Genomic DNA, 12,399 nt, shown 5'->3' on the forward strand with positions numbered 1-12,399 from the left:
GCAACAGCCTCGATTGCATCTGTGGGCAACCAGCCCAGTTCCACCTGTGCGATTCTCAAGCCAGCCATGACGGCAGAAATTTTCTGATCAGCTGGATACTTGGTCAGTTCTTTGTCTATCAAACGATAGGCGTTTTCGCTCAACTTCATGATTCAATTCAATCCTTAGCGATCAATTTCACCGAACACGATGTCCTGGGTACCGATGATGGTTACCACGTCGGCCAACATGTGACCACGAGACATTTCGTCCAATCCTTGCAAGTGTGCAAAACCGGGAGCGCGAATCTTCAAGCGGTAAGGCTTGTTCGCACCGTCTGCAACCAGGTAAATACCAAACTCACCCTTGGGGTGCTCAACTGCCGCATAGGATTCACCTTCGGGTACATGCATACCTTCGGTGAACAGCTTGAAGTGGTGGATCAACTCTTCCATATTGGATTTCATGTCCACGCGCTTGGGCGGCGTTACCTTGTGGTTGTCGCTCATGACCGGGCCTGGATTGGCTCGCAACCATTGCACACACTGCTGAATAATTTTGTTCGACTGGCGCATTTCTTCAACGCGCACCAAGTAGCGGTCGTAACAATCCCCGTTTTTACCGACGGGAATATCAAAATCCAGGCGGTCATACACTTCGTAAGGCTGCTTTTTGCGCAAATCCCAGGCAATGCCAGAGCCACGCAACATTGGACCAGTGAACCCCATGGACAATGCACGCTCGGGCGTCACCACCCCAACCCCAACCAGGCGCTGCTTCCAGATTCGGTTGTCAGTCAGCAGTGTTTCGTATTCGTCCACATACTTGGGGAAGCGCTGTGTGAAGTCGTCGATGAAATCGAGCAATGAACCCTGACGATTCTTGTTCAACTCATCCACCTTCTTCGCAGAACGTACCTTGGAAGGTTTGTACTGCGGCATACGATCCGGCAAATCCCGATACACGCCACCTGGACGGAAATATGCGGCGTGCAAACGTGCACCTGACACTGCCTCGTAGCAGTCCATCAAATCCTCACGTTCACGGAAGGCATACAAAAACACCGCCATGGCGCCAACGTCCAACCCGTGAGCACCCAGCCAAAGCAGGTGGTTAAGAATGCGGGTGATTTCGTCGAACATCACGCGAATGTATTGCGCGCGAACCGGCACCTCAATGTTCAACAGCTTTTCGATCGCCATGCAGTAGGCATGTTCGTTGCACATCATGGACACGTAATCCAGCCGATCCATATATGGCAACGATTGAATAAATGTTTTGTGCTCAGCCAGCTTCTCAGTGCCACGGTGCAGCAAACCAATGTGCGGGTCAGCGCGTTGCACAACCTCACCATCCAGTTCAAGAACCAGACGCAACACGCCGTGTGCGGCGGGGTGCTGGGGGCCAAAGTTCAGGGTGTAGTTTTTAATTTCAGCCATGATTATTTCGCTCCACCGTATTGAGGTTCGCGAATGATGCGAGGTGTGATTTCACGTGGCTCAATGGTGACCGGCTGGTACACCACACGGCCCAACTCCGGGTCGTAACGCATTTCCACATGTCCCGACAAGGGGAAATCCTTGCGGAACGGATGACCTACGAAGCCGTAATCCGTCAAAATACGGCGCAGGTCCGGATGCCCCTCGAAGACAATACCGTATAGATCAAATGCCTCACGTTCGTACCAGTTGGCTGAAGACCAAACGTCGATCACAGAGGCCACTGTCGGCAGCTCGTCATCCGGGCAGCATACTTTCAGACGCACACGCATGTTTTTAGACACTGACAACAAATGACAAATCACCCAGAAACGCTGGGATTCGTTCAATTCGTTGCCGTACTCGCTGCGGTCAAGGCCACAAAGATCGATCAGCTGTTCAAACTTCAGGTTTTCATGGTCGCGAAGTATGGTGCACGATTCGAGGTAAGAACCTGCTTTCACTGTCAGGTTGACTTCACCAAAGGCCACTTTGCATTCGAGAACTCGATCGCCCAGTGCGGCGACCAGATCGGCACTTAATTTTTCCAGGCTCAAGGTTTGGTTCTGTGTCATGAATAGAACCCCTTATCGCGCAATGGTAGAAGTTGTTTTGATCTTGTTCTGCAGCTGGAGCAAACCGTACATCAAAGCCTCCGCTGTGGGTGGACAGCCCGGAACATAGACATCCACCGGGACGATGCGATCACAACCACGAACCACCGAGTATGAATAGTGATAGTAACCCCCACCATTGGCACAAGAACCCATGGACAATACCCAACGAGGCTCTGCCATTTGATCGTATACCTTGCGCAAGGCAGGTGCCATTTTGTTACACAGCGTACCTGCCACAATCATGAGGTCGGACTGGCGCGGACTGGGGCGGAAAATAATGCCGAAACGGTCCAAGTCGTAACGACTGGCACCCGCATGCATCATTTCGACAGCACAACACGCCAAACCAAAAGTCATCGGCCAAAGCGAACCTGTGCGACCCCAGTTGATCAACTTGTCAGCCGTGGTGGTGATAAAACCTTCGTTTAAAACGCCGTCAATACCCATTTGCCTACTACCTTCACGAAAGTGGGGCGATCAATTGCCCGTAAATAGCCCGCTTATTTGACAACTTATTCCCAATCCAGTGCACCGCGGGTCCATTCGTAAATGAAGCCCACCACCAGGACGCCCAGGAAAATCATCATGGCCCAGAAACCAACCGGACCAATTTCCCGATAGGCAACTGCCCAAGGAAAGAGGAAGGCGATTTCCAGATCGAACAGAATAAAAAGAATGGCAACGAGGTAGTAGCGCACATCGAATTGCATTCGTGCATCTTCGAAAGCTTCAAAACCACACTCGTATGGAGAAAGTTTTTGCCCGTCGGGGCGATGGGGGGCGAGAACTCGACCGACCAGCATGGCGCCACCGCCTACACCGATCCCCACGAGGATGAACAACAACACTGGAAAATAAGACTCTAAATTCACTGTGACTCCCGTGTAAACCCTAATGGCCTTCGATTAGCCCGAAAAAAAGCCGGTCGTTAGATACAAGACCGGCTTTGATTTAAACCTTGGTGCCGACGACGAGACTCGAACTCGTACAGCCTGTGGCCACTACCCCCTCAAGATAGCGTGTCTACCAATTCCACCACGTCGGCATACTATTGCTATGCAATAAATTGCTGTGCAAAAAATTACTTCGGAATATCCTGCACGGGCGTTTTTGGTTCAGCCGGCTTGGTCTCCGCAGGGGTTGCCGTTCCCTCCACTGGAGATGCCTGAATTGACTCCATCACACCACCGGATTCTGGCTCAACGCCGGCCCTTGAATAAAAGGCCAAACCCAGTGTGCAAAGCAGAAAGATTGTAGCACAAAAGCCGGTCGCCCGGCTCAAGAAATTAGCCGATCCTGTGGCACCAAACAGGCTGCCGGATGAGCCGCTACCGAAGGCTGCACCCATATCTGCGCCCTTGCCGTGCTGCAGCAAAACAAGGACGATAACGGCGATTGCAGAGATGATCTGCATGACCACCAAAAATGTATTGAAAATGCTCATAAATTATTTAACCTCTCGCGGCGCGTATTATTCCAGAGAAATCATCAGAAGACAAAGCAGCACCGCCAATTAGGCCACCATCAATGTCAACTTTTGCAAAAATCTCGCTTGCATTGCCCGGCTTTACACTTCCACCGTACAAAATCCGTGTGCTCTGAGCCAACTCTGGCCCCAACATCGCATTCAATCGGGCACGAATCATGGCATGCACCTCTTGGGCCTGCTCAGGGCTGGCAGTGACGCCAGTGCCGATCGCCCAAACGGGTTCATAGGCGATCACGAGGTTCCAAGAGCCATTCTCGACAAACCTCGAGCAACGCTCAACAACCGGGTCCAACTGAGAGGCAATCACGGCTTCAACTTGCCCGGCTTCCCGCTCTGCCAGTGTTTCACCCACACACACAATGGGCGTAATACCACCCTGGATAGCCGCCACAGCCTTCTCAGCCACTGTCACACTGCTTTCAGCGTGATATTGGCGACGCTCAGAGTGGCCGACGAGCACCTGCCTCACACCAAATTCTTTGAGCATGCCCACCGAAACTTCGCCCGTGTAGGCACCGCTGGACTTTGCGGATACATCTTGAGCACCAAAAGCTACGCTTTGATCCTCAAGGAGTTTGCCCACCTGCGATAGGTAGGGGAACGGGCAAAACACGGATACATCAACCAGGTCATCAACTTCGGGCAGAAAACCCAAGATGAGCGCTTCATTCGAATCGAAACTGCCGTTCATCTTCCAGTTGCCTGCCACCAGCTTTTTTCTCGGATTTTGTTTGTTCGTTTCGCTCATGTTTATCCTGATTACACTCAACAATTCTCAACACGGAGCACAATTTTTCCCAAAGAGTTACCCGACTCCATCAACAGGTGTGCCTGGGCAACATCACCAAGTGCAAAAGTGGCTTGAACCAACGATTTCAGCACTCCAGAGGAAAAACCTTCTCCAAGTTCACATTCAACCTGCCGGGCCAAAGTCGTCTTGAACTCCGCAGAACGCGGGCGCAATGTAGTCCCCGTCAAAACCACCTGCTTTGTCATTAACTTTGCGGCATCAATATTGGCAAACCGGCCGCCCAAAAGCGCGATGACGATCACCATGCCTTGCGGCTTCACACAGCTGATGTCTTTGTTCAGGTACTCACCCGCCACCATGTCGAGAACCAAATCGACACCCTGCTGCTGCGTGTCCTGCAATACCAATTGCTCCCAATCCTGAGTTTTGTACAGGTAAGCTTTTTCAGCCCCCAAACCCAGACAAAAGTCTGCCTTTTCCTGACTACCCACAGTCACCAGGGTTCGCAATCCATGTTTTCTACACAACTGGATTGCAGCTGTGCCAATGCCACTGCTGCCGCCATGAACCAATACGGTTTGACCCGATTTGGCACCACCTTTCATAAACAGATTTTGCCAAACGGTCATGTACACCTCAGGCAGGCTGGCAGCCTCGGTGAAACTTAAACCCTCTGGTATGCGCATACACTGCCCGGCAGGCACACAGACATATTCCGCGTAACCCCCGCCGTTGCACAAGGCCATGAAGGGCTTGCCCAGCATGCCATCAGCAACTCCCAACCCGACGCCCACAACGACCCCCGACACCTCCAATCCGAGATTGGGATTGGCGTCTGGGGGCGGTGGGTACAAACCCAAGCGCTGAAGCACATCGGGGCGATTCACCCCGGCGGCCTTAACCTGAATGAGAACCTCACCGGGCTGGGGTGATGGAACCGGCAGTTCGATCAACTCAAGCTGATCTACGCCACCGGGGGCTTTCACACCCACCGCCCTCATCTTGACGGGCAGTTGCTGTAAAAGCGCTTTACTCATCAACCTTCGCTTGAACCTTCAGACGTCTGCTCAGCAGGCGTTTCTGGAGTCAGCAAGGCCTTCATGGACAAGCGCAGGCGACCCTTTTCATCGGCCTCCAGCACTTTAACCTTCACAACCTGGCCTTCTTTCAAGAAATCGCCAACAGTGTTGACCCGCTCGTTGGCAATTTGGGAGATGTGCAACAAACCATCTTTACCTGGCAATACGCTAACGATTGCGCCGAAATCGAGCAATTTCAACACAGTGCCTTCATAGACAGCACCCACTTCTACTTCGGCTGTGATGTCTTCGATCAGCTTCTTGGCACGTTCGCCAGCATCACCATCCACGGACGCAATCGTGATGGAACCATCTTCCTTGATGTCGATGCTTGCGCCGGTTTGCTCAGTGATGCCACGAATGGTCGCGCCACCCTTGCCAATAACGTCGCGAATCTTTTCAGGATTGATCTTCATGGTGATCATGCGCGGCGCGTAAGCAGACAATTCACCCACACTTCCACCGGTCGCTTCTTTCATGATGCCCAGAATGTGCATGCGTCCTTCACGGGCCTGTGCCAGAGCAACCTGCATGATCTCTTTGGTGATGCCCTGAATTTTGATGTCCATTTGCAGAGCAGTAACACCATTTTCAGTACCAGCAACCTTGAAATCCATGTCGCCCAGGTGATCTTCATCACCCAGAATGTCTGTGAGTACCGCAAACTTGTTGTCTTCCTTGATCAGACCCATGGCAATACCTGCCACCAACTGTTTCAAAGGAACGCCTGCATCCATCAGGGACAATGCGCCGCCGCAGACAGAAGCCATGGAGCTTGAGCCATTGGATTCAGTAATTTCAGACACTACACGCATGGTGTACTGGAAATCTTCGGGTGCGGGCAGCATCATTTCAACCGCACGACGAGCCAAACGACCGTGACCGATTTCACGACGCTTTGGTGCACCCATGCGACCACATTCGCCGGTAGCATACGGGGGCATGTTGTAATGGAACATGAAGCGGTCACGGTATTCACCGGCTACCGCATCAATCATTTGCTCATCACGACCAGTGCCCAAGGTGGTTACCACCAAGGCCTGGGTTTCACCGCGTGTAAACAGCGCTGAACCGTGTGCGCGCGGCAATACGCCAGTGCGCACGGTGATTGGACGCACTGTGCGCGTGTCACGGCCGTCAATTCGCGGTTCACCATTCAGGATTTGACCACGAACAATCTTGGATTCCAGGCTAAACAACACATCACCCACGTCAGCAGGAGTAATTTCGGCATATTGCTCGGGTGTCAATTTGCTTGGCAACTCAGCAGCCACCTCAGCCGAAATTTCCTTCAGGCGAGTACTACGTGCCTGCTTTTGGGTCATTTTGTAGGCTGCGGCCAGCTTTTCAGCAGCAAGTTCAGTCACAGCGGCCACCAAGGGCTCATTGACCGGAGCAGCTTTCCAGTCCCACTCAGGCTTGCCCGCCTTGGCAGTCAATGCATGGATGGCATTAATTGCCGCCTGCATCTGCTCATGACCAAACACCACGCCACCCAGCATGATTTCTTCAGACAACTCATGTGCTTCGGATTCAACCATCAGCACCGCAGCTTCGGTACCCGCAACCACCAAATCCATCTTGCTGTCTTTCAACTGACTTACTGTGGGGTTCAGCACGTACTGGTCATTGATGTAACCCACGCGCGCACCACCAATCGGCCCGTTAAACGGGATACCAGCAATGGCCAGCGCTGCCGACGCACCAATCATCGCTGGAATGTCAGGATTAACCTCAGGGTTAATTGACATGACGGTCAGGGTCACCTGAACTTCATTGAAGAAACCTTCGGGGAACAAGGGACGCAATGGACGATCAATCAGGCGTGCGTTCAGGGTTTCCTGCTCCGTACCCTTGCCCTCACGTTTGAAGAAACCGCCGGGAATACGGCCGGCGGCATAGAATTTTTCAACGTAGTCTACTGTCAGCGGGAAGAAATCCTGACCTGGCTTGGCTGATTTGGCAGCCACGACGGTGGCCAACACCACGGTATCATCAACAGTCACGATCACCGCGCCGTCTGCTTGACGGGCGATTTCACCGGTTTCCAGTGTCACTGTGTGTTGACCATACTGGAAGGTTTCTTTATGAATTTCAAACACTTTGTCTTTTCCTTTTAGTAATCTCGCCAGGACAATACCCGGATGCGAGAGCCCGTCAGTTTTAAAACACAAATGCCCACAACCAGGGTTGCAGGCATTTGAGTCAAATCAACGGCTTGTGGCAGCGACCAATTACTTGCGCAGACCCAAATTGCTGATCAGGTTGCGATAGGCATCTGCGTTTTTGCGCTTGAGGTAATCAAGCAGCTTACGACGACGGGACACCATGCGCAGCAAACCGCGACGTGAGTGATGGTCTTTGGCGTTGGCCTTGAAGTGATCGGTCAACGAGTTAATTCGGGCTGTCAACAATGCCACTTGAACCTCGGGAGAACCTGTGTCGCCCTTGGCGCGTTGATATTCGGCAAGAATTGCCGCTTTATTGATTTCTGACATCTTTATTACTCCACTTGCGTGAACTTGCAGCCCAAATGGTTGACCGCAGTTCCGTGTAAAAAGACCACCGCCAATTGCAATTAATTAAAAGGTGGTCACCTGAACCCGCTATTGTATTGGAAATTGAACAAAAATCAAACCTGGGGATTCAACTTTTCGTGCTTTGACTGCAATTTATTGAGAGCAGACAGATAAGCCTTGGCCGATGCAACCACAATATCGGGATCCGCACCCACGCCATTGACGATCCGCCCACCTTTCTGAAGTCGCATGGTGACCTCGCCCTGCGATTCAGTGGTGCCCGAGGTAATTCCGTTGACCGAGAACAGCAACAACTCAGCCCCGCTTTGAACCTCCGCCTCAATGGCCTTCACTGTAGCGTCTACTGGACCATTACCCTGACTCTCGGAGATCACCTCACGCCCGTCGATAGAGAACACAACACGCGCCTTGGGTCGCTCGCCAGTCTCCGAATGCTGGACCAGCGATACGTAACGATAGTGTTCAGACTCACCACCTACCCCGTCACCCGAAACAAGCGCATGAATGTCTTCATCAAAAATTTCAGCTTTGCGATCTGCCAGATCTTTGAAGCGCTGGAATACATCATTGAGGGCCTGCTCGCTCTCCATTTCAATGCCGAGAGCCTCTAATCGTTGCTTGAAGGCGTTTCGACCCGATAGCTTGCCCAGCACAATTTTGTTTGCTGACCAACCCACGTCTTCGGCAGTCATGATTTCGTAGGTCTGGCGAGCCTTGAGCACACCGTCCTGGTGAATACCAGACGCATGGGCAAAGGCATTGGCACCCACAATTGCTTTGTTGGGCTGCACCACGAAACCGGTAATATTGCTGACCAGGCGGCTGGCGGACACGATCTGGGTGGTGTCGATGCCCACATCCAGATCGAAGAAATCCCGACGGGTTTTGACGGCCATCACAATCTCTTCAAGCGAGCAGTTGCCAGCGCGTTCGCCCAATCCGTTGATTGTGCACTCGACCTGACGTGCTCCACCAATGGCAACACCTGCCAGTGAGTTGGCCACCGCCATGCCCAAGTCGTTGTGGCAGTGAACCGACCACACTGCCTTGTCGCTGTTGGGCGTCAATGTGCGCAAATCACGCATGAATTCGCCGTACAGCGAGGGCACAGCATAGCCTACGGTGTCCGGAATGTTGATTGTTTTGGCACCTGCCTTGATGACCGCCTCACAAACCTTGGCAAGGAACGGCAATTCAGAGCGATAGCCGTCTTCAGCAGAAAACTCGACATCGTCAGTGTATTGCAACGCCAGTTTCACTGCTTTTACCGCCTGCTCCAAAACCTGATCGGGCGTCATTCTCAGCTTCACCTCCATGTGCAAGGGCGACGTGGCAATGAAGGTGTGAATGCGGCGGCGCTCGGCAGGTGCCAGCGCATCTCCGGCTCTCGTAATGTCTTTTTCGTTTGCGCGGGCCAGAGAACACACAGTGGAGTCTTTGATGACCGAGGCAATTGATTTAATCGCCTCAAAATCGCCATTGCTCGAGGCAGCGAAACCGGCCTCAATCACATCCACTTTCAGCTTCTCCAACTGCTTGGCGATGCGGATTTTTTCCTCACGGGTCATGGACGCGCCGGGGCTTTGCTCTCCGTCGCGCAAGGTGGTATCAAATATGATGAGGCGGTCTGACATGCTGTTCTCCTGATTGTGCTCTAAGGATACAACAATGCAGGCTGGAAGCGGTATTGCGGCGAACCCGAGCAGAGGGCAAGTGAGCGATTAACTCAGCGCTTTTCAAGCAGGGCCAAATTCATACTCAGCCACGCTCTAAAAAACAGAAACCACTCGTTAAAAGTGCTCATCCCGCTCAATATCCAATCCTTTGAGCCCCTGCCCTTTCACTTTACGCACCACGTACACCACATAACCCGAAAGCCCGTATAGGACAAACACGCCAAACAACACCTTGGGAGGATCCTGGGATACCAGCGCAAACACCAAGGGAATCAAGGCGAGCACTAGGAAGGGAACACTGCGGCGAAAATGGAAGTCTTTGCCGCTGAAAAAGGGAACATTGGATACCATGGTGATCCCGGCGTAGAAGGTAATACCCCAGGCCAGCCAATCCAGTTCGGCGCCGGCCATTTTGGCATCATCCATTACCCACACAAACCCGGTCACCAAAGCAGCTGCAGCCGGGCTTGGCAACCCCTGAAACCACGCTTTGTCCACCACAGCTGCATTGGTATTGAATCGCGCAAGGCGTAAAGCGGCGCCAGCCAGATAGACGAAAGCAGCGACCCAGCCCAGCTTGCCCATTCCGCTCAGCGACCATTCATAGATGATCAGCGCTGGCGCAGCCCCAAAGGAAACCATGTCGGCCAAGCTGTCGTACTCAGCGCCGAATGCACTTTGGGTGTTGGTCATTCGGGCCACTCGGCCGTCAAGACTGTCAAGCACCAAGGCTGCGAAAATGGCTACTGCAGCAGTGGTGAATTGCTGCCCCATGGCCATCACGATGCCGTAAAAACCACAAAACAATGCCGCTGTGGTAAACAGGTTAGGCAACAGGTAAACACCCTTGTGCGGTTTACCTGCAGGGCGAGTTGCGCCGCCAGAAAAAGTGCGCGGCGCGCCAAAACGGTTTTTGTTCCGCTTGAAACGCATAATCAGGACACCAACTCGGCCAACACGGTTGAAGATGCGGAGACTTTGTCACCAATTGCAACCTTGGGTACGGAATCGGTAGGCAGATATACATCGACGCGCGAGCCAAAACGAATAAAGCCGTAGCGCTGGCCTTTCTCCACGTTCTCGCTCGGCTTGACGTAGCAAAGGATTCGGCGAGCAATCAAGCCGGCCACCTGCACTGCGGTCACCGTAGCGCCGCTCTCAGTGTGAATCACGATTGCATTGCGTTCGTTCTGGGTACTGGCTTTGTCCAAATCAGCATTCACGAAAAGACCAGGGAAATAATCAACGGACTTGATTTGACCACCGATCGGAATGCGGTTGGAATGAACGTTGAACACATTCATGAAAACCGAGATTTTCAGGGCTTCGCGTTGAGCATAAGGGTCCTCCACTCGCTCCACAGCCACGATACGACCGTCTGCCGGAGACACCACTGCATTTTTTTGGGCTGGAATATAACGGGGAGGATCTCGAAAAAACTGCAAAACAAAAATGAACAGTATCCAGGCAATTACCGACAGGAATGTAAGGCCAAAGGACTGTAGCGCAAGCGCCAAAATGGCAACAATTGCAAGGAAAGGCCAACCCTCGCGGGCAATGATGGGATGTGGATAGTTCATAGCTCTTTGTTGTGAATGATTATTAGACCGATTTTATAAGCCAAAAAGGTCAAGTGCGTGAGGTTTTGTGCGAATTGACCAATAAGAATCCGAAGAGGCCCCCCAATTCAATACAAAAAAACCCACAGTACTTTCGCACTGCGGGTTTTCTTTTAAAGCAGAAAAGCGGCCAATTAGTTCTTGGACTGATCAACCAACTTGTTTTTGCTGATCCAAGGCATCATGGCACGCAGCTGGGCGCCTACGATCTCGATGGGGTGCTGAGCATTCAAACGGCGACGCGCTGTCATTTCTGGATAATTGGTTTTGCCTTCCAGAATAAAACGCTTGGCATATTCACCATTCTGAATATTGGCAAGGCATTCCTTCATGGCTGCGCGGGCTTGATCAGCAATCACACGCTGACCTGTTACATACTCGCCATATTCCGCATTGTTGGAAATGGAGTAGTTCATGTTGGCAATGCCGCCTTCGTACATCAGGTCAACAATCAGCTTCAGCTCATGCAGACATTCGAAGTAAGCCATTTCTGGTGCGTAACCTGCTTCAACCAAAGTTTCGAAACCAGCTTTTACCAGCTCAACAGCACCACCGCACAACACCGCCTGTTCACCAAACAGGTCTGTTTCTGTTTCTTCGCGGAAGTTGGTCTCGATCACGCCACCTTTGGTACCGCCGTTTGCTGCAGCGTAGGCCAGCGCGATGTCATGGGCGTTGCCTGTTTTGTCCTGATAAATTGCGATGAGAGAGGGTACGCCGCCGCCCTTCAGGTATTCGGAACGCACGGTGTGGCCAGGACCCTTCGGTGCAATCATGATCACATCGATGTCGGCACGTGGCACAACCTGGTTGTAGTGAACGTTAAAGCCGTGAGCAAACGCCAAAGCGGCACCAGCCTTGATATTGGGGGCCACTTCTTTGTTGTACACATCGGGGATGTTCTCGTCGGGCAACAGAATCATGACCACATCGGCTTCTTTTACAGCGTCGGCCACTTCTTTCACTTTCAAGCCTGCACCTTCGGCCTTGGACCAGGAGGCACCACCCTTGCGCAAACCAACAGTCACCTCAACACCGGAATCACGCAGGTTCTGAGCGTGTGCATGGCCTTGTGAACCGTAACCAATGATGGATACTTTCTTCTTCTGGATCAGGGACAGATCCGCGTCTTTGTCGTAATAAACTTTCATGTCATTTTCCTTTTGATTCA

13 protein-coding genes, 1 tRNA gene and 1 pseudogene are annotated in these 12,399 nt (G+C 52.3%); all 15 read right to left on the bottom strand.

The genetic code is table 11. The features are described 5' to 3' along the window. Positions 1–149: pseudogene (locus tag A0129_RS10885) on the bottom strand (NAD(P)H-dependent oxidoreductase subunit E); the annotation flags it as partial. A 15-nt stretch (positions 150–164) separates the two neighbouring features. Further along, entirely contained in the window at positions 165–1,418 is a 1,254-nt protein-coding gene (locus A0129_RS10890; protein WP_291714910.1) for an NADH-quinone oxidoreductase subunit D, read from the bottom strand. Between the two features lie 2 nt (positions 1,419–1,420). After that, the gene (locus A0129_RS10895) at positions 1,421–2,032 is read right to left on the bottom strand and encodes an NADH-quinone oxidoreductase subunit C (protein WP_291714912.1); all 612 of its coding nucleotides are present in this window, start codon (positions 2,030–2,032) and stop codon (positions 1,421–1,423) included. A 12-nt stretch (positions 2,033–2,044) separates the two neighbouring features. Further along, entirely contained in the window at positions 2,045–2,521 is a 477-nt protein-coding gene (locus tag A0129_RS10900; protein WP_008251188.1) for an NADH-quinone oxidoreductase subunit B family protein, read from the bottom strand. A 65-nt stretch (positions 2,522–2,586) separates the two neighbouring features. Beyond that, entirely contained in the window at positions 2,587–2,946 is a 360-nt protein-coding gene (locus tag A0129_RS10905) for an NADH-quinone oxidoreductase subunit A (RefSeq protein ID WP_171098558.1), read from the bottom strand. Positions 2,947–3,033: 87 nt separating this feature from the next. Further along, positions 3,034–3,119: transfer RNA gene (locus tag A0129_RS10910), tRNA-Leu, on the bottom strand. A gap of 36 nt (positions 3,120–3,155) precedes the next feature. Then, positions 3,156–3,518, bottom strand: coding sequence for a preprotein translocase subunit SecG (gene secG / locus A0129_RS10915; protein ID WP_291714914.1), 363 nt, complete (start codon positions 3,516–3,518; stop codon positions 3,156–3,158). 7 nt (positions 3,519–3,525) lie between these two features. Beyond that, a complete protein-coding gene (tpiA, locus tag A0129_RS10920; protein WP_291714916.1) occupies positions 3,526–4,311 on the bottom strand; it encodes a triose-phosphate isomerase in 786 nt (261 codons plus the stop codon). A gap of 17 nt (positions 4,312–4,328) precedes the next feature. Then, positions 4,329–5,351 carry an NAD(P)H-quinone oxidoreductase gene (locus A0129_RS10925; RefSeq protein ID WP_291714917.1) on the bottom strand — a complete coding sequence of 341 codons (1,023 nt, stop codon included), beginning with the start codon at positions 5,349–5,351 and terminating at the stop codon, positions 4,329–4,331. Further along, positions 5,351–7,495, bottom strand: coding sequence for a polyribonucleotide nucleotidyltransferase (gene pnp / locus A0129_RS10930; RefSeq protein WP_291714919.1), 2,145 nt, complete (start codon positions 7,493–7,495; stop codon positions 5,351–5,353). The genes A0129_RS10925 and pnp overlap by 1 nt, the downstream gene beginning before the upstream one ends. Positions 7,496–7,627: 132 nt before the next feature. After that, positions 7,628–7,897: a 30S ribosomal protein S15 gene (gene rpsO, locus A0129_RS10935; protein WP_291714956.1), complete on the bottom strand. Its 270-nt coding sequence runs from the start codon at positions 7,895–7,897 to the stop codon at positions 7,628–7,630. Between the two features lie 128 nt (positions 7,898–8,025). Beyond that, positions 8,026–9,567 carry a 2-isopropylmalate synthase gene (locus A0129_RS10940; RefSeq protein ID WP_291714921.1) on the bottom strand — a complete coding sequence of 514 codons (1,542 nt, stop codon included), beginning with the start codon at positions 9,565–9,567 and terminating at the stop codon, positions 8,026–8,028. Positions 9,568–9,723: 156 nt separating this feature from the next. Beyond that, positions 9,724–10,542, bottom strand: a complete 819-nt coding sequence (gene pssA / locus A0129_RS10945; protein ID WP_291714923.1) for a CDP-diacylglycerol--serine O-phosphatidyltransferase — start codon at positions 10,540–10,542, stop codon at positions 9,724–9,726. A gap of 2 nt (positions 10,543–10,544) precedes the next feature. Beyond that, positions 10,545–11,189, bottom strand: coding sequence for a phosphatidylserine decarboxylase (locus A0129_RS10950; RefSeq protein WP_291714925.1), 645 nt, complete (start codon positions 11,187–11,189; stop codon positions 10,545–10,547). 173 nt (positions 11,190–11,362) lie between these two features. Next, positions 11,363–12,379, bottom strand: a complete 1,017-nt coding sequence (ilvC, locus tag A0129_RS10955) for a ketol-acid reductoisomerase (RefSeq protein WP_291714927.1) — start codon at positions 12,377–12,379, stop codon at positions 11,363–11,365. Positions 12,380–12,399 lie beyond the last annotated feature (20 nt).

The organism is Limnobacter sp. CACIAM 66H1 (assembly GCF_001601825.1).
GTDB lineage: Bacteria > Pseudomonadota > Gammaproteobacteria > Burkholderiales > Burkholderiaceae_B > Limnobacter.

Coding starts and splice junctions, on each gene's coding strand:
- A0129_RS10925 (WP_291714917.1), bottom strand. CDS start 5,351: ATGAGTAAAGCGCTTTTACAGCAACTGCCCGTCAAGATGAGGGCGGTG.
- tpiA (WP_291714916.1), bottom strand. CDS start 4,311: ATGAGCGAAACGAACAAACAAAATCCGAGAAAAAAGCTGGTGGCAGGC.
- pssA (WP_291714923.1), bottom strand. CDS start 10,542: ATGCGTTTCAAGCGGAACAAAAACCGTTTTGGCGCGCCGCGCACTTTT.
- A0129_RS10950 (WP_291714925.1), bottom strand. CDS start 11,189: ATGAACTATCCACATCCCATCATTGCCCGCGAGGGTTGGCCTTTCCTT.
- ilvC (WP_291714927.1), bottom strand. CDS start 12,379: ATGAAAGTTTATTACGACAAAGACGCGGATCTGTCCCTGATCCAGAAG.
- A0129_RS10890 (WP_291714910.1), bottom strand. CDS start 1,418: ATGGCTGAAATTAAAAACTACACCCTGAACTTTGGCCCCCAGCACCCC.
- A0129_RS10940 (WP_291714921.1), bottom strand. CDS start 9,567: ATGTCAGACCGCCTCATCATATTTGATACCACCTTGCGCGACGGAGAG.
- A0129_RS10895 (WP_291714912.1), bottom strand. CDS start 2,032: ATGACACAGAACCAAACCTTGAGCCTGGAAAAATTAAGTGCCGATCTG.
- A0129_RS10900 (WP_008251188.1), bottom strand. CDS start 2,521: ATGGGTATTGACGGCGTTTTAAACGAAGGTTTTATCACCACCACGGCT.
- secG (WP_291714914.1), bottom strand. CDS start 3,518: ATGAGCATTTTCAATACATTTTTGGTGGTCATGCAGATCATCTCTGCA.